Annotated in this window: 20 protein-coding genes; 15 read left to right on the top strand and 5 right to left on the bottom strand. The window is 62.1% G+C overall.

The window, feature by feature from the left end; all coding sequences use genetic code 11:
* Positions 1-12: 12 nt before the first annotated feature.
* From GQX66_RS16210 to GQX66_RS16155, 12 genes are all read left to right on the top strand, one after another.
* The gene (locus GQX66_RS16210) at positions 13-1,182 is read left to right on the top strand and encodes an alginate biosynthesis protein Alg44 (protein WP_039769455.1); all 1,170 of its coding nucleotides are present in this window, start codon (positions 13-15) and stop codon (positions 1,180-1,182) included.
* Positions 1,183-1,191: 9 nt separating this feature from the next.
* Positions 1,192-2,598, top strand: coding sequence for an alginate biosynthesis TPR repeat lipoprotein AlgK (gene algK, locus GQX66_RS16205; protein WP_085746990.1), 1,407 nt, complete (start codon positions 1,192-1,194; stop codon positions 2,596-2,598).
* Positions 2,595-4,082 carry an alginate export family protein gene (locus GQX66_RS16200; protein WP_085608137.1) on the top strand — a complete coding sequence of 496 codons (1,488 nt, stop codon included), beginning with the start codon at positions 2,595-2,597 and terminating at the stop codon, positions 4,080-4,082. Before algK ends, GQX66_RS16200 begins: the two co-directional genes overlap by 4 nt.
* A 26-nt stretch (positions 4,083-4,108) precedes the next feature.
* Positions 4,109-5,680: a mannuronan 5-epimerase AlgG gene (gene algG, locus GQX66_RS16195; RefSeq protein WP_011332555.1), complete on the top strand. Its 1,572-nt coding sequence runs from the start codon at positions 4,109-4,111 to the stop codon at positions 5,678-5,680.
* 10 nt (positions 5,681-5,690) lie between these two features.
* Positions 5,691-7,142: an alginate O-acetyltransferase gene (locus GQX66_RS16190; protein ID WP_240870025.1), complete on the top strand. Its 1,452-nt coding sequence runs from the start codon at positions 5,691-5,693 to the stop codon at positions 7,140-7,142.
* Between the two features lie 8 nt (positions 7,143-7,150).
* A complete protein-coding gene (locus GQX66_RS16185; RefSeq protein WP_240870023.1) occupies positions 7,151-8,275 on the top strand; it encodes a mannuronate-specific alginate lyase in 1,125 nt (374 codons plus the stop codon).
* Between the two features lie 363 nt (positions 8,276-8,638).
* The gene (locus GQX66_RS16180) at positions 8,639-10,204 is read left to right on the top strand and encodes an MBOAT family protein (RefSeq protein ID WP_129972993.1); all 1,566 of its coding nucleotides are present in this window, start codon (positions 8,639-8,641) and stop codon (positions 10,202-10,204) included.
* Positions 10,205-10,214: 10 nt separating this feature from the next.
* Positions 10,215-11,387: an alginate O-acetyltransferase gene (locus GQX66_RS16175; RefSeq protein ID WP_085746987.1), complete on the top strand. Its 1,173-nt coding sequence runs from the start codon at positions 10,215-10,217 to the stop codon at positions 11,385-11,387.
* Positions 11,388-11,402: 15 nt separating this feature from the next.
* The gene (locus GQX66_RS16170) at positions 11,403-12,059 is read left to right on the top strand and encodes an alginate O-acetyltransferase AlgF (RefSeq protein ID WP_064593524.1); all 657 of its coding nucleotides are present in this window, start codon (positions 11,403-11,405) and stop codon (positions 12,057-12,059) included.
* A gap of 102 nt (positions 12,060-12,161) precedes the next feature.
* The gene (locus GQX66_RS16165) at positions 12,162-13,613 is read left to right on the top strand and encodes a mannose-1-phosphate guanylyltransferase/mannose-6-phosphate isomerase (protein ID WP_011332549.1); all 1,452 of its coding nucleotides are present in this window, start codon (positions 12,162-12,164) and stop codon (positions 13,611-13,613) included.
* A 137-nt stretch (positions 13,614-13,750) separates the two neighbouring features.
* Positions 13,751-14,215 (top strand): hypothetical protein, encoded by a 465-nt coding sequence (locus GQX66_RS16160; protein ID WP_007957299.1) that lies wholly within the window; start codon positions 13,751-13,753, stop codon positions 14,213-14,215.
* A gap of 36 nt (positions 14,216-14,251) precedes the next feature.
* Positions 14,252-15,076, top strand: a complete 825-nt coding sequence (locus GQX66_RS16155) for an SDR family oxidoreductase (RefSeq protein WP_085746986.1) — start codon at positions 14,252-14,254, stop codon at positions 15,074-15,076.
* Positions 15,077-15,208: 132 nt separating this feature from the next.
* On the opposite strand, the gene GQX66_RS16150 is transcribed toward GQX66_RS16155, so the two are convergent.
* On the bottom strand, positions 15,209-16,090 hold the full coding sequence (locus GQX66_RS16150; RefSeq protein WP_085746985.1) for a LysR family transcriptional regulator: 882 nt from the start codon (positions 16,088-16,090) through the stop codon (positions 15,209-15,211).
* A 109-nt stretch (positions 16,091-16,199) separates the two neighbouring features.
* On the opposite strand from GQX66_RS16150, the gene GQX66_RS16145 reads away from it, so the two are divergent.
* Both GQX66_RS16145 and GQX66_RS16140 read left to right on the top strand, forming a co-directional pair.
* Positions 16,200-17,570, top strand: coding sequence for an MFS transporter (locus GQX66_RS16145; protein WP_085746984.1), 1,371 nt, complete (start codon positions 16,200-16,202; stop codon positions 17,568-17,570).
* Positions 17,567-17,965 carry a DUF4440 domain-containing protein gene (locus GQX66_RS16140; protein ID WP_085746983.1) on the top strand — a complete coding sequence of 133 codons (399 nt, stop codon included), beginning with the start codon at positions 17,567-17,569 and terminating at the stop codon, positions 17,963-17,965. Before GQX66_RS16145 ends, GQX66_RS16140 begins: the two co-directional genes overlap by 4 nt.
* Before the next feature lie 44 nt (positions 17,966-18,009).
* Here GQX66_RS16140 and GQX66_RS16135 read toward each other — a convergent pair whose 3' ends face one another.
* The 4 genes from GQX66_RS16135 to GQX66_RS16120 are packed head-to-tail and all read right to left on the bottom strand — an operon-like array spanning position 18,010 to position 22,795.
* Positions 18,010-18,873: an HlyD family secretion protein gene (locus GQX66_RS16135; RefSeq protein ID WP_134825548.1), complete on the bottom strand. Its 864-nt coding sequence runs from the start codon at positions 18,871-18,873 to the stop codon at positions 18,010-18,012.
* A 17-nt stretch (positions 18,874-18,890) separates the two neighbouring features.
* Positions 18,891-19,091 (bottom strand): DUF1656 domain-containing protein, encoded by a 201-nt coding sequence (locus GQX66_RS16130; RefSeq protein ID WP_003221811.1) that lies wholly within the window; start codon positions 19,089-19,091, stop codon positions 18,891-18,893.
* Positions 19,081-21,273, bottom strand: coding sequence for an FUSC family protein (locus tag GQX66_RS16125; protein WP_102686902.1), 2,193 nt, complete (start codon positions 21,271-21,273; stop codon positions 19,081-19,083). The genes GQX66_RS16130 and GQX66_RS16125 overlap by 11 nt, the downstream gene beginning before the upstream one ends.
* 10 nt (positions 21,274-21,283) lie before the next feature.
* Positions 21,284-22,795, bottom strand: coding sequence for an efflux transporter outer membrane subunit (locus GQX66_RS16120; RefSeq protein ID WP_085746980.1), 1,512 nt, complete (start codon positions 22,793-22,795; stop codon positions 21,284-21,286).
* 182 nt (positions 22,796-22,977) lie between these two features.
* Between GQX66_RS16120 and GQX66_RS16115 the strand changes: the two genes are divergently transcribed.
* Positions 22,978-23,946 (top strand): LysR family transcriptional regulator, encoded by a 969-nt coding sequence (locus GQX66_RS16115; RefSeq protein WP_134023404.1) that lies wholly within the window; start codon positions 22,978-22,980, stop codon positions 23,944-23,946.
* The last annotated feature ends 499 nt before the right edge of the window (positions 23,947-24,445 follow it).

Genomic DNA, 24,445 nt, shown 5'->3' with positions numbered 1-24,445 from the left:
GAAATCGCCCCCATGAATACCGCCGTCAACGCCAACGTAGTGCATGAATCCGAAGCCCAGCGTCAGCACGCCCGAGTCAAAATCCCGGCCAAGCTGCGTTTCTTCGGCCCCGACCGGACTCCGGTTGAAGCGCGGGTCCTCGACCTGTCCGCCGGTGGTCTGGCGTTCAACGCCGGACAACTGCCGCTGACCGTCGGCGAGGTGTACAAGGCGCGTTTGCAGTTCGTCATCGACAACCTCGGCCTGGCCATGGACGTTGAACTGCAAGTGCGCTCCTACGACCGCCAGACGGGTCGTGCTGGTTGCCAGTTCCAGAACCTTGAACCGCAGGACATTTCGACCCTGCGTCACCTGATCACTTCGCACCTGGCCGGCGACATCGTCAGCATCGGTGAAGTGCTGGCGACCCTGCAGCGCGACAACTTTACCAAGGCCCGCAAGGTCAAGGACGGCGACTCCGGCATGACCCCGTTCGGTCGTCTGAAAGCGGTGACGTTCAGCGCCGGTATCTTCGCGGTCGGGCTGGTGGCGGCGGGTTTCATTTTCAAATCGGTGTACAGCATGTACTTCGTCAGCCATGCGCAGGCCGGTCTGGTCAGCGTGCCGGGGATGAACATCACCATGCCGCGCGACGGCACCGTGCAAAGCCTGGTGAAGTCCGACGGCGTCGCCGCAAAAGGCGCACCGCTGGCGACGTTCAGCACCAGCATGCTCGACGTACTCAAGGGCCATCTGGAAGAAGATCAACTGTCGCCAGCCAAGGTTGAAGAACTGTTCGGCAAGCAGATGACCGGCACCCTGACCTCCCCTTGCGATTGCACCGTAGCCCAGCAACTGGTGGCCGACGGTCAGTACGCGAGCAAGGGCGACGTGATCTTCCAGCTGGTGCCGCGCAACACCCAGGCCACCGTCGATGCACGCTTCTCCTATCGCCAGTTCGGCGACGTGCGTCCGGGCACCCCGGTGAGCTTCCAGATCGCCGGCGAAGACAAGACCCGCACCGGCAAGATTGTCAGCAGCACCAGCCTGAAAAGCGCTGACCTGTCCTCCGACATCCGTGTGCAGATCCAGCCTGACGAGCCGCTGGACAGCCGCTTCGCCGGCCGCCCGGTGGAAGTCAACAGCGACCGTGGTCCGAACCTGAACTGGCTGATCGACAAAGCCATGGCTGCCGGTCTTTAAGTCGAGGACATGCCCGTGACGAGCCCTATCAGAATCCTGCCGGTCCCGCTGACCCTGGCCATGGCAATCGCCCTGGCCGGTTGCGCCGGCCTGCCCGACCAGCGTCTGGCCAACGAAGCGCTCAAGCGCGGTGACACCGCGACCGCCGCGCAGAACTACCGTGCGCTGGCCGACCTGGGTTACAGCGAAGCCCAGGTGGGCCTCGCCGATATTCAGGTCGACAGCCGCGACCCGGAACAGATGAAACAGGCCGAAGCCACCTACCGCGCCGCCGCCAGTGTTTCGCCGCGTGCCCAGGCCCGACTCGGCCGCTTGCTGGTGGCCAAGCCTGGCTCCACCGAAGCCGAACATCAGGAAGCCGAAAGCCTGCTGAAGAAAGCCGCCGCCAGTGGCGAAGGCAACACGCTGATCCCGCTCGCGATGCTGTACCTGCAATTCCCGCACAGCTTCCCGAACATCAACGCCCAGCAGAAGATCGATCAATGGCGCAAATCCGGTTACCCGGAAGCCGGTCTCGCCCAGGTGCTGCTGTATCGCACCCAGGGCACTTACGACCAGCATCTGGATGACGTGGAAAAAATCTGCAAGGCCGCGCTCAACACCACCGACATCTGCTACGTCGAGCTGGCCACGGTCTATCAGAAACGTGGCGCGCCGGAGCAACAGGCCGAACTGATCAAACAGCTGCAGGCCGGTTACAGCCGCGGCACCGTCAGTGCTCAGCGGGTGGATTCGGTGGCCCGTGTGCTGGCCGATTCGACCCTGGGCAAGACCGACGAAAAAACCGCGCAGTCGCTGCTCGAACCGATCGCTCCAGGCTACCCGGCGTCGTGGGTCACCCTCGCGCAACTGCTCTACGACTTCCCGGAACTGGGCGACGTCGACCAGATGATGAAGTACCTGGATAACGGCCGCGCCGCCGACCAGCCGCGCGCCGAGCTGTTGCTGGGCAAGCTCTACTACGAAGGCAAACTGGTCCCGGCCGACGCGAAAGTCGCCGAGGAACATTTCCAGAAAGCCGTCGGCCGCGAAGTCGCCGCCGACTACTACCTCGGCCAGATCTACCGCCGTGGCTACCTGGGCAAGGTCTATCCACAGAAGGCTCTCGACCATCTGCTGACCGCTGCGCGCAACGGCCAGAACAGCGCCGACTTCGCCATCGCCCAGCTGTTTTCCCAAGGCAAGGGCACCAAGCCCGACCCAGTCAACGCTTACGTGTTCAGCCAGTTGGCAAAAGCCCAAAACACTCCGCAAGCCGATGAGCTGGCGACCACCCTCGCCGCGCAACTGCCGCCCGAGCGTCTGGCCGAAGCCCAGCGCCTGCTGCAACAGGAACAGGCGACCCGTGGCGCCCTGAGCCAGAACACGCTGCAACTGCACGCCCTGCAAGAAGAAGACGGCGAGGAAAAATTATGAAATTGAATCCCTTTGTGAAGGCCGGCATTGGCCTCACGTTCGCGCTGATCTGGTCTTGCCCGACCCTGGCCGCGATGACTGAATCGAAGAACTTCGGCCTCGAAGTGAAAATCACCGGCCAGTCCGAAGACGACCGCGACCTCGGCACCGCCAGCGGCGGCGACGTCAACGGTGTCGGCCTCGACCTGCGTCCGTGGGTCTACGGCGAAAGCGGCGCGTGGAGCGCCTACGCCATGGGCCAGGCCGTGACCTCGACCGACATCATCGAGACCGACACCCTGCAGCAGTCCGACAGCGAAGGCACCCAGACCACCGACAACGGCGACCGCAAGACCAAGAAAAACTACCTGGCGATGCGCGAGTTCTGGGTCGGCTACAGCGGCCTAACGCCCTACCCCGGCGAGATCCTCAAGTTCGGTCGTCAGCGTCTGCGCAACGACGACGGCCAGTGGCGCGACACCAACATCGAAGCGCTGAACTGGACCTTCGACACTACTCTGCTGCGCGCCAACGCCGGTGTCGCCGAACGCTTCAGCGAATACCGCACCGACCTCAAGGAGCTGGCGCCGAAAGACAAGGATCGCCTGCACGCCTACGCCGATGCCGCTTACCAGTGGACACCGGGCAACTGGGTCGGCATTCGCGGCCACCACACCCATGACGACGGCAAGCTCGACTATCCGGAGCCAGGCGTGGCCGGCGATTCGCTGGACAAGAAAGAAAACGGCGACATCAGCTGGCTCGGCCTGACCGCCGACAGCGACGCCTACAACTGGCGCAACACCAACACCGTCAACTACTGGGGCAGCATCACCGGCATGAGCGGCGACCGCGACACGGTCAACGCCCTCAACGCCGATGGCACGCGCCCGGCGCAAGCCAAGCGCAGCGACAACGTCGACGGCTGGGCCACCGACATCGGTGTGCGTCTGCGCCTCGATCCGCAATGGCAGGTCGGTGCAGCGTATGCCCGTGCCAGCGCCGATTACGAACAGAACGGCCTGGAAAGCAACCGCTCGAACTACACCGGTACTCGCTCCCGGGTTCACCGTTTCGGCGAAGCCTTCCGTGGCGAAATGAACAACATGCAGACCGCCACCCTGTTCGGTTCGTGGATGCTCAACGACCAGTACGACGCCAGCCTGATCTACCACAAGTTCTGGCGTGTGGACGGCAACAAGCCGGTGGGCAGCAACGGCATCAACGCCGTGGAAAACAACACCGACGACGTCACCGGCGCAATCCTCTCCAGCACCTCGCTGCCACTGCAGGACGGCAACAAGGATCTGGGCCAGGAAATGGATCTGGTGGTCACCAAGTACTTCAAGCAAGGCTTGCTGCCGGCAGCGCTGAGCCAGTCGATCGACGAGCCGTCGGCGCTGGTACGTTTCCGTGGCGGTGTGTTCAAGCCGGGTGATGCCTATGGCAGCCAGGTTGATTCGTACATGCACCGCGCGTTCATCGACGTGATCTGGCGCTTCTGATGCTGACCGCCAAGGGAGTGCCCGACATGAACAGTGCCCGCAAAGGCTCACTCAGCCTGCTGGCCGGCGCGATGCTGCTGGCCTCGGCCGGCGCCTTCGCCAGTGTGGAACCGGCCAAACCCGCGACCACCGCCAAGGAGCTGCAACAGGCCAAGACCTACACCGTCAGCAGCGCGCCGACCGAAGCGCTGGAACTGGCCAAGCCGAAATTGCCCGACCTCTCCGGCTACACCGCCGAAGCCGCCGCCGCGAAAATCGTGCGCAGCAAACCGGGCAAGATCAGCGTGCGCCGGATGATGCAGGAAGACGCCCTGAAGGACTTCATCGGCGGCGACAACAAGATGGCCGAATGGGTGGTGCGTCAGCACGGCATCCCGCAGGCGATCTTCGTCGACGACGGCTACATGAACCTGAAAGAGCTGGCGCAGAAGCTGCCGAAGCAGTACTTCAGCGAAACCTCGCCGGGCGTGTATCTGGCGAAGTTGCCGATCGTGGTCGGCCGCAAAGGCATCCTCGAAATCGACGGTCAGACCCAGGAATTGCGCCTGTCCCAGGAGGCCGGTTCGTTCCTGGTCAACGACGGCCAGCTGTTCGTGCGTGACACCAAGGTCACCGGCTGGCGCGAGAAGGAAAACGGCCCGGCGACCTTCCGTTCGCCGAAGGAATTCCGCCCGTTCCTGCTGGCCTGGGGCGGCACCGAGACCTACATCGTCAACAGCAAGATGGCCAGCTTCGGCTACGCCAACAGTAAGTCCTACGGCGTGAGTATTTCCCAGTACACGCCGAACATGGCCAAGGTACTCAAGCGTCCCGAGCCGACCGGCTGGATCGTCGGCTCCGAGTTCTCGGACATGTGGTACGGCTTCTACTGCTACGAGACCCGCGACTTCGTGGTCAAGGGCAACACCTACAAGGACAACATCGTCTACGGCATCGACCCGCACGACCGTTCCCACGGTCTGATCATTGCCGAGAACACGGTGTACGGCACGAAGAAGAAGCACGGGATCATCATTTCCCGTGAGGTCAACGACAGCTTCATCTTCAACAACAAAAGCTACGACAACCACCTCTCGGGCCTGGTGATCGACCGAAACAGCGTCAACAACATCATTGCCTACAACGAGATCTACAAGAACCACACTGACGGCATCACTCTCTACGAGTCCGCCGACAACCTGCTGTGGGGCAACAAGGTCATCAGCAACAAGCGCCACGGCATCCGCATTCGTAACAGCGTGAACATCCGCCTCTACGAAAACGTCGCCATGGCCAACGGCCTGACCGGCGTCTACGGGCACATCAAGGACCTGACCGACACCGACCGTGACATCAAGCTCGACCCGTTCGACGCCCAGGTCTCGCTGATCGTGGTCGGCGGTGAACTGGCGGCCAATGGCAGCGGCCCACTGTCGATCGATTCGCCGTTGAGTGTCGAGCTGTATCGCGTGTCGATGCTGGCGCCGACCAAATCCAGCGGCATCAGCTTCAACGGCATCCTCGGCGAGCGCCAGGATGAAATTCTCGACCTGCTGGTGCGCCAGCAGAAAGCCGTGCTGATCGACCCTGTCGAACGCCAGACCGAATTGCAGGACTGAGGATAATTTTATGCACCCACACCTGATCAAATTACTCAGCCTGTCGGCCCTGACCGTGGGCATTCTGGCGGCCAGCAACGGCGCCCGCGCCGATGAAGTCCAGCCGCCGAAATTCACGGCCGAACCTTGCTGCAGCCTGTGCCCGGCCGCCCACGACGCGAAGAATTACACCACTCGCTACCAGCAGAACTTCACCACTCTGGTGCAGGCGCAGGGCGACTGGCTGTTCCGGACCCAGGAAGATTTGCGCACCGAGTTCAACACCACCCCGGCCGGCTACAAACGCCTGCAACAGCTGCACGATGCGTTCAAGGCCAAAGGCGTCGAACTGGTGATCGTCTACCAGCCAACTCGTGGTCTGGTGAACCGCAACAAGCTCAACCCGGCGGAAAAAGCCGCGTTCGATTACGAGAAAGCACTGGGCAACTACAAGACCATGCTCGGCCGTTTCGCCAAGATGGGCTACGTGGTGCCAGACCTGTCGCCGCTGACCAACGAATCGCTGCCGGACACCCTGCCCGCCCACGATTTCTACTTCCGCGGTGACCAGCACTGGACGCCATACGGTGCCCAGCGCACGGCGAAAATCGTCGCCGAAAAGGTCAAGCAGATTCCGGCATTCGCCGACATTCCCAAGCGTGAGTTCGAAACCAAACGCTCCGGGCGCATGGGCAAGACCGGCACCCTGCACAACATGGCCGGGCAACTGTGCGGCACCAGTTACGCGATCCAGTACATGGACCAGTTCACCACCGAGCCGAAAGGCGAGGCCGGTGACGGCGACCTGTTCGGTGATTCCGGCAATCCGCAGATCACCCTCGTGGGTACGTCGCACAGCGGCAAGAACTACAACTTCGCCGGTTTCCTTGAAGAAGCCATCGGCGCCGACATCCTCAACGTCGCCTTCCCCGGCGGCGGTCTGGAAGGTTCGATGTTGCAGTACCTGGGCAGCGACGAATTCCAGAAGACGCCACCGAAAATCCTTATCTGGGAATTCTCGCCGCTGTACCGCCTCGACCAGGAAACCATCTATCGCCAGATGATGTCCCTGCTCGACAACGGCTGCGAAGGCAAAGAGGCGCAAATGTCCGCCAGCACCACGCTCAAGCCGGGCGGCAAACAAGAACTGCTGGTCAACAGCAAGAACCTGAACCTGCAGAACAGCAGCCATCAGGTCGACATCCGCTTCGCCGACACCTCGGTGAAAACCCTGCAAGCCACCCTCTGGTACATGAACGGTCGCCACGAGGACATCAAGATCGAGAAACCGGAAACCTCCGACACCGACGGTCGTTTCGCCTTTGAGTTGCGCACGGACGAAGACTGGGCCTCGCAAAACCTGCTGGCGGTCGAAGTCCAGGGCCCGGAAGCGGGCACCGCGCCACAGAAAGTCGAAGCGAAAATCTGCAAACGCAACGTATTCCCGGGCGCTGGGCCACAAACCGCTCAGGTCGGGCAATGAGGTCTGCTATGCGAAATCCGAAACTGAAAACTCTTCTGGCGCCGACGCTGCTCGGGCTGGCGATCTTCGCCGGCACTGCGCAGGCCGCCGCACCACTGCGTCCGCCACAGGGCTATTTTGCGCCTGTGGATAAATTCAAGACCGGCGACAAGAGCGAAGGCTGCGATGCAATGCCGGCGCCCTACACCGGGCCACTGCAATTTCGCAGCAAATACGAAGGCTCGGACAAGGCTCGCGCGACGCTGAACGTGCAGTCTGAAAAAGCCTTTCGCGACACCACCAAAGACATCACCACACTTGAGCGCGGCACTGCCAAACGGGTGATGCAGTTCATGCGCGACGGTCGCCCGGAGCAGCTCGATTGCACGCTCAACTGGCTCACCGCCTGGGCCAAGGCCGATGCGTTGATGTCGAAGGATTTCAACCACACCGGCAAGTCGATGCGCAAATGGGCGCTGGGCAGCATGGCCTCTTCGTACATTCGCCTGAAGTTCTCCGACTCCCATCCGCTGGCCCAGCACCAGCAGGAAGCCCAGGTGATCGAAGCCTGGTTCAGCAAAATGGCCGATCAGGTGGTCAGCGACTGGGACAACCTGCCGCTGGAAAAAACCAACAACCACTCGTACTGGGCAGCCTGGTCGGTGATGGCGACGTCGGTCGCGACCAACCGCCGCGACCTGTTCGATTGGGCAGTCAAGGAATACAAGGTCGGCGTCAATCAAGTCGATGCCGACGGTTTCCTGCCGAACGAACTCAAGCGCCAGCAACGCGCCCTCGCCTATCACAACTACGCCCTGCCGCCGCTGGCGATGATCGCCAGTTTCGCCCAGGTCAACGGTGTGGATCTGCGTCAGGAAAACAACGGCGCGCTGAAACGCTTGGGTGACCGGGTGTTGGCCGGGGTGAAAGACCCGGATCAGTTCGAGAAGAAGAACGGCAAAGAGCAGGACATGACCGACCTGAAACAGGACATGAAATTCGCCTGGCTCGAACCGTTCTGCACCCTCTACACCTGTTCGCCGGATGTGATCGAGAAGAAGCACGGGATGCAGCCGTTCAAGACCTTCCGCCTGGGTGGCGACCTGACCAAGGTCTACGACCCGTCCCATGAAAAGGACAACAAGGGATCGTGAAAAGCGAAAGGCAAAAGCCCCTCACCCTAGCCCTCCCGAAACGTCGGACCGCCCGGAGGGAGAGGGGACTGACCGAGGTGCTTTTGAGAGATCCGCCGACCTGAGCTACCGAGTGGTTCTCAGGTTTTGAAAGCGATCGAAACAAGGGGCCATTGGCTGCAATAGGAAAGACCGAGCCGATCTCAATTTTGGCAACAACCGAGATCAGGCTCCCTCTCCCTCCGGGAGAGGGCGGGGGGTGAGGGCTGAGGTCGCAAGGCCACCCACAACCGTCGAAGAAACACCGTTTCACCCCTCCAACACCACGGGGGGTTTGGGGGGGCTTTGGCCCTTGACTGTTGGTTCAAACATGGAGAGATCGGGATGGTATTTTCATCCAACGTGTTCCTGTTTCTGTTCTTGCCGATCTTTCTCGGCTTGTACTACCTGAGCGGGCAACGCTATCGCAACCTGCTGCTGCTGATCGCCAGCTACGTGTTCTACGCGTGGTGGCGGGTGGACTTCCTGGCGCTGTTCGCCGGCGTCACCCTGTGGAACTACTGGATCGGCCTGAAAGTCGGCGCCGCCGGCGTGCGCACCAAACCGGCCCAGCGCTGGCTGTTGCTCGGTGTGGCGGTGGACCTGTGCATCCTCGGCTACTTCAAGTACGCCAACTTCGGCGTCGAGAGCATCAACGCGATCATGACCTCGATGGGGCTTGAGCCGTTCATCCTCACCCACGTACTGTTGCCGATCGGTATCTCGTTCTACATCTTCGAGTCGATCAGCTACATCATCGACGTCTACCGCGGCGACACTCCGGCCACCCGCAACCTGATCGACTTTGCAGCGTTCGTGGCGATCTTCCCGCACCTGATCGCCGGCCCCGTGCTGCGTTTCCGTGACCTGGCCGATCAGTTCAACAACCGCACCCACACCCTCGACAAGTTCTCCGAGGGCTGCACGCGGTTCATGCAGGGTTTCATCAAGAAGGTGTTCATCGCCGACACCCTCGCCGTGGTGGCCGACCATTGCTTCGCCCTGCAAAACCCGACCACGGGCGATGCCTGGCTCGGCGCGCTGGCCTACACCGCACAGCTGTATTTCGACTTCTCCGGTTACAGCGACATGGCCATCGGCCTGGGCCTGATGATGGGGTTCCGCTTCATGGAAAACTTCAAGCAGCCGTACATCAGCCAGTCGATCACCGAGTTCTGGCGCCGCTGGCACATCAGCCTGTCGACCTGGCTGCGCGACTACCTCTACATCACCCTCGGCGGCAACCGTAAAGGCACGCTGATGACCTATCGCAACCTGTTCCTGACCATGCTGCTCGGTGGTCTGTGGCACGGCGCGAACATCACCTACATCGTCTGGGGTGCGTGGCACGGCATGTGGCTGGCGATCGAAAAAATGCTCGGCCTCAACACCGCGCCGCGCAGCCTCAATCCGATCCGCTGGGCGCTGACCTTCCTGCTGGTGGTCATGGGCTGGGTGATCTTCCGTGCCGAAAACCTGCACGTTGCCGGCCGCATGTACGGCGCGATGTTCAGCTTCGGCGACTGGTCGCTGTCGGAACTCAATCAGGCCAGCCTCACCGGTCTGCAAGTCGCGACCCTGGTTGTGGCTTACGTGACTCTGGCGTTTTTCGGCCTGCGCGATCTGTACACCAATCAGCCGCCTGCCAAGAGCAAACCTGAGGTCAACGTCGAGGCCAATGGCCCGGCCACAGCGACTCCGGGAATGATCAAGGCAGCCCCGGGCGAAAACCCGGCGAGCATCCACGAGCCTGGCTACACCGTCGGCGTCGAAGCCCAGGTGCAACCGGCCTACTGGACCGCGGACTGGTCGCGCTACGTAATGCGCGGGCTGATCCTGCTGCTGTTCATCGCCTCGATTCTCAAACTCTCGGCGCAAAGCTTCTCGCCGTTCCTTTACTTCCAGTTCTGAGGGATCTGACATGACCCGCTCATTACGCATTTTCTACATCGCGCTGTTTCTGGTGACCCTGCTGGTGCTCGGTCTGTGGTCGGTGCGCAGCTTCTTCGGCTTCAGCACCAACGCCGATGCGACGGTGCTCAACGGTCGCTGGACCAAAGCCGTGGAAACCCACTACGACGACGAATTCCCGATCAAGCGTCTGGGCACCAACCTCTGGGCCGCGCTGGATTTCAAACTGTTCAACGAAGGTCGTCCGGGCGTGGTGCTCGGCCGCGATCAGTGGTTGTACAGCGATGAGGAATTCAACCCGATCGTCAACGAAGAGCTGAACCTGCAAGGCAACTATGCGCTGGTCGAAGGTGTGCGCCAGACCCTGAAAGAGAAAGGCGTAAAACTGGTGATGGCGATCGTGCCGGCCAAGGCTCGCCTGTACCCGGAACACCTGGGTGAAGTGAAACCGGCAAGCATCCACGCCAACCTTTATCAGGACTTCCACGCCCGTGTCGCGGCGGACAAGATCCTCGCCCCCGACCTGCTCGGCCCGCTGCAAGCGGCCAAGCAGAACGGTCAGCAAGTGTTCCTGCGCACTGACACCCACTGGACCCCGGAAGGCGCGGAAATCGCCGCCAACACCCTGGCCAGGACCATCGCCGACAAGTTCCCGCTCAGCGGCGAGCCGCAGCGTTTCGTCACCACCCCGGCGGAGAAGGTCACACACAAGGGCGACCTGCGTCTGTTCCTGCCGCTGGATCCGCTGTTCGAAAACCTGATGCCGGCCAAGGAACCGCTGCAAAAGCGCAACACCGTGGCCGTCGAGCAACCTGCCGGGGACGACGCCCTGTTCGCCAACAGCGAAGTGCCGGTGGCCCTGATCGGCACCAGCTACAGCGCAAACCCGAACTGGAACTTCGTCGGTGCGCTCAAGCAAGCGCTGCACAGCGACGTGGTCAATTACGCCGAAGATGGCCACGGCCCGATCCTGCCGATGCTCAGCTACCTGAAAAGCGATGACTTCAAGAACAGCCCGCCACAGGTGCTGATCTGGGAGTTTCCTGAACGATATCTGCCTGTGAACAACGAAATCGGCGACGCCGACCCGCAGTGGGTCGCAGAGCTCAAACAAGCCGGCGCGCGCCAACAAAACGTAGCCATCAACACTAAATCCGAGACGCCCGATCGGGCGCAAAACTGAAAGAGAGGTAACACCATGACTTTCACTACAACTCCTCGTCGTCTCGCCAAACGCTTCGCTCTGGTTGCCGGTCTGAGCGTGCTGTCGGTCCAGGCCTTCGCCGGTGGCGACGCTGCGCTGTACGGCCCGACTGCACCGAAAGGCTCGACCTTCGTGCGCGTCTACAACGCCAGCAACGCTGAAGTCAGCGCCACCGTCGGCAGCACCAATCTGAGCGACGTCGCGCCGCTGGCCAGCAGCGACTTCAGCTTCATGCCGGGCGGCGACTACAGCGCCAAGGTCGGCAGCCAGACCCTGCCGGTGAAACTCGCCGGTGACCATTACTACACCTTGGTCAACAACGCCTCCGGCGCGCCGCAACTGATCGAAGAACCACCGTTCAAGAACAAGCAGAAATCCCTGGTGCGCGTGCAGAACCTCAGCGACAAGTCGCTGACCCTGAAGACCGCCGACGGCAAGACCGACGTGGTGCCGAACGTCGCCGCCAAGGGCCGTGGCGAGCGTGAAATCAACCCGGTGAAAGTCAGCCTGGCGCTGTACGAAGGTGACAAGAAAGTCGGCGACGTGAAACCGGTCGCCCTGGAGCGCGGTGAAGCAGCCGTGCTGTACGTCACCGGCAACGGCAGCAACCTGTCGCCAGTCTGGGTGAAACGCCCGGTGTCGACTCGCTAATCGCTCGAGCTATCAGCTACAAGCCTCAAGCTGCAAGTGAAGTGCTTCTAACTCGCCGCTTGCAGCTTGCAGCTCCCAACTGCATTTTTAGGAGTAAACAATATGATTCCGGTGATCTTGTCAGGTGGTAGCGGCTCACGTCTTTGGCCGCTTTCGCGCAAGCAGTTTCCCAAGCAGTTCCTCGCCCTGACCGGCGAACACACACTGTTCCAGCAAACCCTCGAGCGTCTGGTGTTCGAAGGCATGGACACCCCGATCGTGGTCTGCAACAAGGATCACCGCTTCATCGTCAACGAGCAGTTGGCCAGCCGCAATCTGGAATGCCAGCGGATCCTGATGGAACCGTTCGGTCGCAACACCGCGCCGGCCGTGGCGCTGACCGCGATGATGCTGGTCAATGAAGGTCGCGACGAACTGATGCTGGTACTGCCGGCCGACCACGTTCTGGAAGACCAGAAAGCCCTGCAACGCGCCCTGGCCCTGGCCACCGTCGCCGCCGAAAACGGCGAGATGGTGCTGTTCGGCGTACCGGCCACCAAACCGGAAACCGGTTACGGCTACATCAAGTCCACCGGCGATTCGCTGCTGCCGGAAGGCGTCAGCCGCGTCTCGCACTTCGTGGAAAAACCCGACGTCAAACGCGCCACCGAGTACGTCGAATCCGGCGGTTACTACTGGAACAGCGGCATGTTCCTGTTCCGCGCCAGCCGCTTTCTCGAAGAGCTGAAAAAGCACGATCCGGACATCTACGACACCTGCCTGCTGACCCTCGAACGCAGCCAGCAGGATGCCGACACCGTCACCCTGGACGAAGCCACCTTCGCCTGCTGCCCGGACAACTCCATCGACTATTCCGTGATGGAAAAAACCCAGCGCGCCTGCGTGGTGCCGCTGACTGCCGGCTGGAGCGATGTTGGCTGCTGGTCGTCGCTGTGGGAGGTCAACGAAAAGGACGCCAACGGCAACGTCAGCAAGGGCGACGTGGTGATCCAGGACAGCAAGAACTGCATGATCCACGGCAACGGCAAACTGGTGTCGGTGATCGGTCTGGAAAACATCGTCGTCGTCGAAACAAAGGACGCCATGATGATCGCCCACAAGGACAAGGTTCAGGGCGTCAAGCAGATGGTCAACACCCTCAACGCCCAAGGCCGCAGCGAAACCCAGAACCACTGCGAGGTGTACCGTCCGTGGGGCTCGTACGACTCGGTGGACATGGGTGGCCGCTTCCAGGTCAAGCACATCTCGGTCAAGCCGGGCGCGTGCCTGTCGCTGCAGATGCACCACCACCGCGCCGAACACTGGATCGTGGTCAGCGGCACCGCCGAAGTGACCTGCGACGAGAACGTGTTTCTGCTCACTGAAAACCAGTCGACCTACATCCCGATCGCCTCGGTGCATCGCCTGCGCAACCCGGGCAAGATCCCGCTGGAAATCATCGAAGTGCAGTCGGGCTCGTACCTGGGCGAAGACGATATCGAGCGCTTCGAAGATATCTACGGTCGCTCTACCCCGATCGAACGCGGCGTGTCGGTGAAAACCATCGCGCAGTAAGCGTTCCGTAAAACAAGAAGTCCCCGTCCAGCCCGCTGCGTCCCCTATCCGCAGCGGGTTCGGCGGGGGCTTTTTTTTCGCCAACCGCCTCCAGGCTTAGGTAGGATGAACCTTCCCTGCCCACGAGGTTTCGCGACATGTTCATCGGCGTCTTGCTGGTCATCACCTGGCTGATCCTGCTGTTGCGCTACCCGGCCAAGGCCTTGCCGGTGTCCATGGCCGCCGCCGTTGGCCTCGGGTTGGTGGCGATGTGGGTGGTGTGGCTGGACAACCGCGAGGTCAAGCAACTGGCGCGCCTGGAACTGCGCATCGTCTATGCCCCCGAACACTGCCCCGCCGACCGCCCGCTGCTGCTCAAGATGAACAACGGCAACGACGTGCCGCTGACCGAACTGCGCTGGCGCATCGCGGCGTACGCGCCGGGCGACACCGTGAACCTGGCCGACAATCAATACGCCGCCCCGCGCTATCGCGGCCCCGGCGAATTGCAGCCCGGCGGCAACTGGGAAGACTGTCTGCCGATGCCGCCGTTGCGTCCCGGTTATCGCCCGCAGACCCTGGAGTTTCGCGCCGAGCGATTGCAGGGTAGTTTCTCCGACTGATCCCCTCTCCCACTCTTTTTGCACAAGGAAAGCGCCATGCCCGTTGCGTTGATTACCGGTTGTTCCAGCGGCATCGGCCGCGCCCTCGCCGATGCCTTCAAAAGCGCCGGTTACGAGGTCTGGGCCAGTGCGCGCAAGGCTGAAGATGTCGCGACACTCGGTGCGGCCGGGTTCACGGCGGTGCAGCTCGACGTCAATGACAGCGCAGCGCTGGAACAACTCGCCGAACGGATCAACCAGCAACATGGCGGCCTCGATGTGCTGATCAACAACGCCGGTTACGGCGCCATGGGGCCGCTGCTCGACGGCGGCGTTCCGGCCATGCAGCGCCAGTTCGAAACCAACGTGTTTTCGATTGTCGGCGTGACCCGTGCGCTGTTCCCGGTACTGCGCCGGGCCAAGGGCCTGGTGGTGAATATCGGCAGTGTTTCCGGGGTGCTGGTAACGCCATTTGCCGGCGCCTATTGCGCGTCGAAAGCGGCGGTGCACGCGTTGAGCGATGCGTTGCGCATGGAGCTGGCGCCGTTCGGGATTCGCGTGATGGAAGTGCAGCCGGGGGCAATTCAATCGAGCTTCGCCAAGAATGCCGGGCATGAAGCCGAACAACTGATCAACGAACAATCGCCGTGGTTTCCGTTGCGTGAAGGCATTCGGGCGCGGGCCAAGGCCTCGCAGGACAAACCGACCCCGGCCAGCGAATTTGCTGCCGAGCTGCTCAAGGCTGTGCAGCAGAGCAAGCCGCCACGCCTGATCCGCATCGGCAATGGCAGCCGGGCGTTGCCGTTGCTGGCGACGTTGCTGCCGAAAGGGTTGCTGGAATTAACGTTGATGAAGCGCTTCGGCTTGCGCGGGCAACTCTGAAACCGCGTCAGCCCCATCGCGGGCAAGCCCGCTCCCACAGGTTTTTGTGTCGTACTGGATATCTGAATGCCACGCTAAACCTGTGGGAGCGTGGCTTGCCCGCGATGGCGCCAGTGCAGACACCGCAGAGCTTCACCCCCAGCCTTTCATGAAATCAATGAACGCCCGCACCTTCAACGGCAGGTGCCGGGTGTCCGGGTACAACGCGTATACCCCTTGCTGGGCGAAGCGGTAATCCGGCAGCAAACGCTGTAACCGACCGGCGTCGAGGTCTTCCTGAATCAGCCACTGCGGCAGAATCGCGACGCCTTGCCCGGTCAATGCAAAGGCACGCAGGGTCGCAGAGTTGTCGGCAACAATGGCAGTGGTTCCCGGTTTTGGCTGGTAGACATGCTCGGTGCCGGCCGGGTCGCTGACCGTCATTTCCGGCACTCGCCCATGCCCGAGCGTCGGCATCGACTCCAGCACCGCCAGCGTATCGACCGGCACAAATCGCTCGATCAAACCCGGCGCCGCCACTGCAAACACCTCGAACGTCGACAACTGCACCGCCCGCAGATTGGAGTCGTGCATGCGGCCCAGACGAATTGCCATGTCAAAGCGTTCGGAGATCAGATCGGCATGGGTCGAGGACGTGGACAGGTGAATGTTCAGTTGCGGTTGCTGCTGTCGAAACACCTCCAGCGCCGGCACCACCTGAGCCAGCGCGAACTCCACGGTCGTGGTGATGCGCAGGGTGCCCTTGAGTTGCGAGTGCTCCGAACGCGCTTCCTCGATGGCCAACCGTGCTTCGTCCAGCGTGCGCAGACAGCGTCGGTAAAAACGTTCGCCGGCATCGGTCAGGGCCAGTTGCCGGGTGTTGCGGGTGAGCAAGGTGACGCCCAACTCTTCTTCCAGCCGTTTGAGGTTGAAGCTCACCACCGCCCGCGTTTGTCCCAGCGTATCGGCGGCTGCGGTCAGCGAGCCGGCCTCGACCACGGCTTTGAAGGTATCGAATCGATCCAGGCTGACCATGTTCGCAGCGCTCCCCGTCAAAATAATTTTGACAAACTAGCAGCCAAACCAGCGTATTTCTATTGCCGCCAGCGCCCTACCCTGCACGCCTCATCACAGGGAAGCTGCAATGGCCTATCGCTCGAAAGTCGCGCTGGTGTATCTGTTGGGGTTCGCCCTCGACCTGCTGAACATGTTCGCCGCGAGCATCGCCTACCCGGACATCGCGGCGCAGTTGCACGCCTCGGTGACGCAACTGGCCTGGATCACCAACGCCTACATGCTCGGGCTGACGCTGATCATTCCGATGAGCGTGTGGCTGGCTGCACGGGTGGGCGAGCGGCGGCTGATCCTTGGTTCGTTGCTGGTGTTCGGGATTGCCTCCGGGCTTATCGCTCAGGCGGGGTCGATTGAAAGCCTGATCGGCTGGCGACTGCTGCAAGGGCTGGGTGGCGGGTTACTGCTGCCGGTCGGTCAGGCCTTGGCCTATCGGGAGTTTCCGGCGACACAACGCGCGCACTTCACCGGTGTGGTTTTGCTGGTGGCGCTGATGGTGCCGGCCCTGTCGCCGGCGGCTGGAGGCTTGATCGTTGAGGCATTGTCGTGGCGCTGGATTTTCCTTCTGAACATGCCGGTGGCGCTTTTCGCTTTCGGCCTGGGCCTGCTCTGGTTGAAAGCGGATCAGGCAGCGAGTGAGCGCCCGACACTGGACGCCCGCGGCCTGCTGCTGGCGGTGGCAGCGCTGAGTCTGTTGCTGATGGCCGTCAGTCTGGCGAGTGCCCCCGCAACCCGACATCTCGCGGGCGGTGTCCTGCTGCTCAGCGTCATCACCTTGTGGATCTACCAGCGCGATGGCTGGAACAAACCGGGTGCAGTCCTTGATCTTCAACTGATCAAGAACCCGTCATTGCGCCTGGCGATGCTGATCTATCTGTTCGTGCCCGGCATCTTTACCGGCACCAACATGATTGCCGTGTTGTACCTGCACGATCTCGGTTTCGGCGCAGCACAGACCGGGGCGCTGATGCTGGCCTGGGCGGCGGCCTCGGGCGTGGCGATCATGCTGGGTAAACGCAGCTTCAACCGGATCGGTCCCAAGCCGTTGCTGATTGTCGGCATGCTGCTGCAATGCCTCGGCATCGTCGTGCTGATGCAGATCGATCAACCCGCCAGCGGCCCGTTGATCCTCGCCTATGCCCTGATGGGACTGGGCGGCAGTCTGTGCAGTGTCACCGCGCAGACTCTGGCATTTGTCGGCATCACGCCGGAGAAAATGGGCCACTCCAGCGCTCTGTGGAATATCAACCGCCAGCTCGGCTTCTGCCTCGGCGCGGCACTGCTCAGTTCATTGCTTGGCGCCTTGGGAGCCAGCGGATTCAAATACTGCTTTCTCGCCGCTGCACTGCTCACGCTGTTGCCGATAGCCGCCGTGCTGCGTTTCGACTCGACAAAATTACTCGCCCTTCTGCGCTCACCTCACCTTCAGGAAAAATCCACATGACTGACTACGCCGACTATTTTGACGAAGTGATCCAGGCCCATGAGGCCATCGAACGATGGTTTGCCGTGGAGGAAGAAGAGGCCGCACTGGAGCGATTGCTGACGCGGTTTTCGCCCCGGTTTTCCATGATGACGCCACTGGGGCGAGTGCTGGATTTCGAGGCCTTGCGTGCGCTGTTTCAAATGGCGGGCGGCAAGAAGAGCGGGTTCAGGATCGAGCTCGACGAGCTTCGCGGGATTGCCTTGCATGAAGGCGGCGCGACGGTGAGTTATCGCGAACAGCAGACCGATGCGAGCGGGTTGCACACGGATCGACGTTCAACCGTGGTGTTTGAAAAAACCGAATCCGGGCGGGTGATCTGGCGGCATCTGCACGAGACGTTTTGCCAGGGCTGACACCGTCCGGTTATGGCGAGGGAGCCTGCTCCCTCGCCAACGAATCATTCGACAGTGTCCTGCTTCACAACAACGGTGCAGGTAATCCCCGCCGCCAGCAACACACCTTCCGGCACTTCATCGATGTGTATCCGCACCGGCACCCGTTGGGCCAGACGCACCCAGTTGAAGGTCGGGTTCACATCGGCGATCAGTTCACGGCTTTCCGGGTTGTCGCGGTCGTAGATGCCGCGGGAAATGCTCTCCACGTGGCCCTTGAGGACTTCGCCGCTCATCAGTTGCATGTCGGCCTTATCGCCGACCCGCACGTGGGGCAACTTGGTTTCTTCGAAGAAGCCATAGACCCAGAACGAGTTCATGTCGACCACGGCCATTTTCGCTTCGCCGATGCGCGCGTAGTCGCCGCGATGGACGTTGAGGTTGGTCACGTAGCCGTCCACCGCCGCCCGCACTTCGGTACGTTTGAGGTTGAGTTCGGCGGCTTCCAGTTGCGCCTGGGCCTGTTGGTAATCGGCGAGTGCGGAATCGGCGATGTTGCTGGCGTCGTCGCGGTTTTCCTTGGAGATCACCAGCGCGTCCATGTCGGCGCGGCGATGGGCGTTGACCCTGCGCATCTCCCAGGTGGCCTTGCGCGAAGCGACCAGCGACTGCGCCTGTTTCACCGCGAGGCGGTAGTGCTCGGGGTCGATCTGCATCAGCAGATCACCCTTCTTCACCAACTGGTTGTCACGGACCGGCACGTCGACCACTTCACCGGTGACGTCGGCCGCGACGTTGATGATGTCGGCGCGCACCCGGCCGTCGCGGGTCCACGGGGTGTTCATGTAGTGCTCCCACAACGTGCGGCCGATCCACAACGCCAGGGCCAGCACCAGCAGGGTCGCGAGCAGGCTGAAAAACTTTTTCATCGGGACAATTCTCAGACTCAACGGTAGACAGTCAGCGCCATGGCGCCGAACAGACAGGTAAACAGGCTCAGGCGCAGCAGCGCCGGGTGCCAGAAGAAGCGGTACAGATCGAACCCCGAAAGGAACCGGTCCAGCGCCCAGGCCAATGCCGCAGCGACGAAAAACATCAGGGTCATGGTCGGCATGTACACACCGTGGAAGGCGATTTCACGAGGCATGGGCAAGTCCTTCGGGCTTGGCGATGGCGTAGGCAGCGAGTGGCGATTGCGGGTCGAGCAGCGAGGTGCGGATGAAGTGCAAATAACTCTTCACCCGCCGCAGGGCCGAGGTATCGAAGTGCGGTGCGAACGGCTCGTCAGTGGCGGCGACACGGCTGATCGCGTGATCGACGGCGACCAGTGCGCGTTCCAGATTGCTCGAATTCGGTTGCAGGAACAGTCGCACCAGCGAACGCCCCATGACCCGGATCGCCTGACGCCATGGCTGCGATTCGGCATACGCCGGGTGCACTGGCAGGATCGCCTGTTCCTTGCGCAGCTCGATGATCGCGTGGCCGACTTCCAGCACCACGAACATCCAGCGCAGCAGGTTTTTCTGCACCAGCGGCTGACCGGCCGCCAGGCCATAAGCCTGATGCATCAGGTCTCGGGTACGGCTTTCGAAGCTAGACGCCAGGCCCTTGAGTTTGCCGCTGATCGCGTACACCACTTGCCCGCGCAGGTCCTGCTCGAGACGCTGCCACAACCAGCGGCTGTTCGGCGGCAGAATGATCGCCCCCGCTGCCGCGCAGACCAGCATGCCCATGACCATGGCGATGTAGTCGTTGATGAAGGTGTAGGGGTTGTAGATCGTCAGGTTGTCCGGCACCGAACCGGTGCTGAAAAAGATCAACAGGCCAAGACCGACACCAGCGTATTGCGGCCGCGAAGCGAGGAACGAGCCGAGCACGATCACCGGTGCGAGCATCACGCACAACAGTGGGAAACCGTCGATCCACGGGAAGATGAAAAACATCTCGACGAAGCCGATCAGCGCCCCGAGGAACGTGCCGCACGCCATCTGGAACGCCATGCGTTTCGGGTTCGGCGTGGCGGCCGACAGGCCCACGGTGGCGGCGGCGATCAGAGTCATGGTCGCGCCGCTCGGCCACGCGGTGGCGACCCAGTAACTGCCGAGCACGACCAGAATGAACGCGGCACGAATCCCCGAAGCCGCCGCCGCCCACCAACTGGTTTGCGGGGTGAACGGCTCGTCCCAGCGCTCGCGTTCGTGGCTGTGATCGGCCAGCGAGGCGTGGGTCTGTGCATAACTGTGCAGGTCATCGACGAAGCGATAAAGCAGCTCGTATGCGGTGTGGAAATCCAGTTGTTCGGCGTCGCTTGGCTCGCTCTCCTGGAAGATCGCCCGCAGGCTGCGCACCCGCGCCGGCAAGCCTTCCTTGTAGGCCGCGAGCGCCAGCACCAGACGCGCCGCATCCGGACTGGTCAGGGCGCGGCCGCTGAAGCCGTCGAGCACTTCGGCCAAATCCTGCAGGCCCGGTTTGATCGCTGCTTCCACATGGTCGGCGCCGTTGCGGCGCAGGCGTTCGAGCAACTGGTGCAAGGCGTTGAACCGGGTGGTAATGCCCATGAACTCGCTGTTCAGGCGACTGAGCCGACCGTTGCGCCGACGCATGTGCGGGTCTTCGAACACGGTCACACTGCGCAGCCCTTCCAGCCCCACTGCTTCGGCGATGAAGCGCACGTTGCTGGCCTCGAACGACTCCGGCTTGCTGCGCCCGCGCAAGCCATCGGTGACGAACAGGGCGAACACACCGAAGCGCTGATACAAGGCGTTGCGCATCGCCGCGCTGGCGGTCTGCGGCAGGATCGCGGCGCTGACCAGGGTCGAGCAGAGAATCCCCAGCGAGATTTCCAGCACTCGCCACACCGCCGCCATGAACGCGCCGTCAGGATGGGCCAGCGCCGGCAGGCCGACCATCGCAGCGGTGTAACCGGCCAGCACAAAACCGTAGGCGCGGAAGTTGCGGCAGCGGGCGGCGCCGGCCGAGCAGATGCCGACCCAGATCGCCAGCGAACCGAGGAACAGTTCGGTGTTCTGGGCGAACAGCGAAATCAGCGTGACCATCATCGCCGACCCGGCCAGAGTGCCGAGGAAGCGATAGAAACTCTTGGCGAACACCTGACCGCTTTGCGGCTGCATGACGATGAACACGGTGATCATCGCCGTGCGCGGTTGCGGCAATTCCAGGCGCATCGCCAGCCACAGGGTCAGGAACGCGGCAATCAACACCTTGAAGATGTAGACCCAGGTCACGCCATCGCTGCGCGCCCAGTCGAAGAAACCCCGGCGCCATTCCAGGGAGTAGAGCCAGCGCAAAGGTGCGGGCAAGGGAGTCATTAAGTCTTGCTCAGTGGTCGAGGGCTTGAAGAAGGGCCGGGGTTTTCGGTGCAGCGGTCTGTTCGGCTGTCGGCACGTCTTTACCCGCACCAAGGCCACCGCCCAATGCCGTCACCAGTTCCGCATGGGCGCTCAAGCGCGCCGCCTGCACCTGCTGCTCGACCTGCTGCTGTTTGAACAGCAGGGTCTGGGCGTTAAGCACGTTGAGGTAATCGGTGAGGCCGCGCTGGTAAGCGATCATCGCGATGTCGTAAGTCTTCTGCGCGGTGGCCACCGATTCGGCGGCGAACGTCTGCTGCTTGTCCATCGACTCGCGGCGGATCAACTGGTCCGAGATGTTCTTCAGCGCATTGACCAGGGTCTGGTTGTAATGCGCGACGGCGATGTCATAACCCGCCGAGGCTTCGCCCAGTTCGGCACGCAGTCGCCCGCCGTCGAAGATCGGCAGCGAGATCGCCGGCCCGACGTTGTAGTTGAGCTTCTTGCCGGTCAGGAACTCCAGCGCCCCGCCGCCGGTGGCCATGTAGCCGAGACTGCCGACCAGATCGACGTTGGGGTAGAACCCGGCATGCGCGACCTCGATCCCGCGCGCCTGCGCCGCCACTTGCCAGCGACTGGCGACCACGTCGGGACGCTGGCCGAGCAGTTCAGCAGGCAATGCCGACGGCAGTTTCAACGCCGCGCCGAGGGACAGGGTCGGACGCTGCAACTGCGCACCGGCGCCCGGGCCTTTGCCGGCCAATGCCGCGATCTGGTTGCGGCTCAGGGCGATCTCTTCGTCCAGTGCATCCAGTTGCCGATGGGTTTCCGGCAGCGGGGTTTCGGCCTGGCTGACTTCAAAGTGCGTACCAATTCCGCCGTTCAGGCGTTTCTGCGCCAGCTCGAGAATCTGCTGTTGCTGCTTGAGCGTCGCCGCCACGATGTCGCGCTGGGCGTAATGCAGCGACAGCTCGATGTAGGCGCGCACGATGTTGTTCTGCAATTCGAGCTGCGCCTGACGCGCCTCGGCCGCGCTCATGTGCGCCAGATCGACGGCCCGCTCGGTGCTGTTGCTTTCACGCCCCCAGAGGTCGAGGGCATAACTGAAACCCAGCGCCGCGTTGTTGTCCCAGGTGGTGCTGTTGGCCAGCTCACCGGGACCGTAGAACTGGTCGGTCGGCCAGTTGTGGCGCTTGAGGGTCGACTCGCCATTGATCTGCAACGACTCGGCGGCTTCGGCGACACCGGCCAGTGACCGGGCCTGACGCACGCGCGCGGCGGCCATGGCCAGGGTCGGGCTGCCTTGCACGGCAAGGTCGATCCAGCGATTGAGTTGCGGGTCACCGTAGACTTGCCACCATTGGGCGGTGGGCCAGTTTGCGTCACGGGCGGCGTGGGCGATGGCCTCGTCGGTGGCCAGTTCATTGGCCTCCAGAGCCTTGCCCTGCGGGGCAATTCCTCCGGTTCCAATGCAGCCGCCGAGACCTAACGAAAGAGCCAGAACACTGAGCGGCAAAAGCGCTCTGTTGATGCGACGCGGCACTGCTGCGAATTCCTGAGGTGGGAGATGTTTCGAGGTGGGCGCAATTCTAGGGGGGTGCCATGACGGCGATAAGCTGGGAATCCTGTGAATCTTTGTTACCGTTAACGAGATAATCCCTTGGTCGGGGGTCTCAGCCCCTGAAACTTCGTGTCACAATTTGCCATCTCCCTTGAGAGCACCCCATGGACACTTTGCAAAACATGCGCGCCTTCAGTTGTGTAGCCGAAGCCGGCAGCTTCACCGCCGCCGCCGTGCAACTCGACACCACCACCGCCAACGTCTCGCGCGCGGTCTCCAACCTTGAGGCCCACCTGCAAACCCGCTTGCTCAACCGCACGACCCGCCGGATCGCCCTCACCGAAGCCGGCAAGCGCTACCTGCTGCGCTGCGAGCAGATCCTCGCCTACGTCGAAGAGGCCGAAGCCGAAGCCAGCGAAGCCCACGCCCGCCCGGCCGGACAGTTGAAAGTGCACACCATGACCGGTATCGGCCAGCACTTCGTGATCGACGCCATTGCCCGCTACCGCAAGACCCACCCCGACGTGACCTTCGACCTGACCATGGCCAACCGCGTGCCGGACCTGCTCGACGAAGGCTACGACGTGTCCATCGTCCTCGCTCGCGAGTTGCCGGACTCGGGCTTCGTCTCGCAACGCCTGGGCATCACCTACAGCATCGTCTGCGCCTCCCCGGCCTACGTAAAAGCCAACGGCTGTGCACAAAAACCCAGCGACCTGCTGAACCACGCCTGCCTGCGCCTGGTGAGCCCGGTGATCCCCCTGGAAAAATGGGCCTTCGACGGCCCTGACGGCCAGGAAATGGTCACCATCAACAGCTCCCCCTTCCTGGTGAACTCCGCCGACGCGATGAAAAGCGCGATCACCAGTGGCATGGGTGTCGGTGTTTTGCCGGTGTACGCCGCGATTGAAGGCTTGCGCAATGGCTCGCTGGTGCGGGTCATGCCCAACTACCGCTCGCAGGAACTGAACCTGTACGCGATCTACCCGTCGCGGCAGTATCTGGATGCGAAGATCAAGACCTGGGTTGAATACCTGCGTGGATCGTTGCCAGAGATATTGGCGGGGCATCAGGCGGAGTTGGCGGCTTATGAGATGAGTGGGAGTCTGGCGGGGGGGCGGATGGCGAATTGATTTGGCCGGCCTGAAAAATGGGGGAATACGGAGGGCGCCAACCCCTCACCCTAGCCCTCTCCCAAGGGAGAGGGGACCGACCGAGTTGTTTGGGAGAAGTACGCCGATATGACACACCGAGGTGAATTCGGGTTTTAAAAAAGCACACATTCCGTCTCTGCTTTGGCTTCCCACCACTCAACACGATGAGCGTTAGCTCGAGTACCGCTTTTGACGTGCCGGCCCCTTCGGCAGGCTGAGTGGAGGGATTTATCCGGGGGTGGGAGCGCAGCGACCGTGCGGCGCAGCCGCATGCATCGAGAGGAGGTGCAGCGAAGCAAACCGTAGGCGATGCCCCCGGATGAATCCCGGAACGAAGGAACACCGAGCCAAAGCGAGGTGCCGAACGCCGGGGCCCAGCGTTTTTGGTTACTTTTTTCTGGGCCGGCATTCCGGGCGTTTGAAAAAAGTGACTCGCCGTAAGGGCGAAACCCTAAGAAGCCGTTACCGCAGCAACGGA

It is taken from the genome of Pseudomonas sp. B707, from assembly GCF_022496685.1.
In the GTDB taxonomy this organism is placed as follows: Bacteria; Pseudomonadota; Gammaproteobacteria; order Pseudomonadales; family Pseudomonadaceae; genus Aquipseudomonas; species Aquipseudomonas paraglycinae.
Note: the sequence above shows the minus strand (reverse complement) of the source record. Positions and strands in the feature narration are given on the sequence as shown.

Coding starts and splice junctions, on each gene's coding strand:
- GQX66_RS16130 (WP_003221811.1), bottom strand. CDS start 19,091: ATGCCTCGTGAAATCGCCTTCCACGGTGTGTACATGCCGACCATGACC.
- GQX66_RS16145 (WP_085746984.1), top strand. CDS start 16,200: ATGGCCTATCGCTCGAAAGTCGCGCTGGTGTATCTGTTGGGGTTCGCC.
- GQX66_RS16210 (WP_039769455.1), top strand. CDS start 13: ATGAATACCGCCGTCAACGCCAACGTAGTGCATGAATCCGAAGCCCAG.
- GQX66_RS16185 (WP_240870023.1), top strand. CDS start 7,151: ATGCGAAATCCGAAACTGAAAACTCTTCTGGCGCCGACGCTGCTCGGG.
- GQX66_RS16115 (WP_134023404.1), top strand. CDS start 22,978: ATGGACACTTTGCAAAACATGCGCGCCTTCAGTTGTGTAGCCGAAGCC.
- GQX66_RS16170 (WP_064593524.1), top strand. CDS start 11,403: ATGACTTTCACTACAACTCCTCGTCGTCTCGCCAAACGCTTCGCTCTG.
- GQX66_RS16190 (WP_240870025.1), top strand. CDS start 5,691: ATGCACCCACACCTGATCAAATTACTCAGCCTGTCGGCCCTGACCGTG.
- GQX66_RS16165 (WP_011332549.1), top strand. CDS start 12,162: ATGATTCCGGTGATCTTGTCAGGTGGTAGCGGCTCACGTCTTTGGCCG.
- GQX66_RS16140 (WP_085746983.1), top strand. CDS start 17,567: ATGACTGACTACGCCGACTATTTTGACGAAGTGATCCAGGCCCATGAG.
- GQX66_RS16175 (WP_085746987.1), top strand. CDS start 10,215: ATGACCCGCTCATTACGCATTTTCTACATCGCGCTGTTTCTGGTGACC.
- GQX66_RS16135 (WP_134825548.1), bottom strand. CDS start 18,873: ATGAAAAAGTTTTTCAGCCTGCTCGCGACCCTGCTGGTGCTGGCCCTG.
- GQX66_RS16160 (WP_007957299.1), top strand. CDS start 13,751: ATGTTCATCGGCGTCTTGCTGGTCATCACCTGGCTGATCCTGCTGTTG.
- algG (WP_011332555.1), top strand. CDS start 4,109: ATGAACAGTGCCCGCAAAGGCTCACTCAGCCTGCTGGCCGGCGCGATG.
- GQX66_RS16180 (WP_129972993.1), top strand. CDS start 8,639: ATGGTATTTTCATCCAACGTGTTCCTGTTTCTGTTCTTGCCGATCTTT.
- GQX66_RS16150 (WP_085746985.1), bottom strand. CDS start 16,090: ATGGTCAGCCTGGATCGATTCGATACCTTCAAAGCCGTGGTCGAGGCC.
- GQX66_RS16200 (WP_085608137.1), top strand. CDS start 2,595: ATGAAATTGAATCCCTTTGTGAAGGCCGGCATTGGCCTCACGTTCGCG.
- algK (WP_085746990.1), top strand. CDS start 1,192: ATGCCCGTGACGAGCCCTATCAGAATCCTGCCGGTCCCGCTGACCCTG.
- GQX66_RS16155 (WP_085746986.1), top strand. CDS start 14,252: ATGCCCGTTGCGTTGATTACCGGTTGTTCCAGCGGCATCGGCCGCGCC.
- GQX66_RS16125 (WP_102686902.1), bottom strand. CDS start 21,273: ATGACTCCCTTGCCCGCACCTTTGCGCTGGCTCTACTCCCTGGAATGG.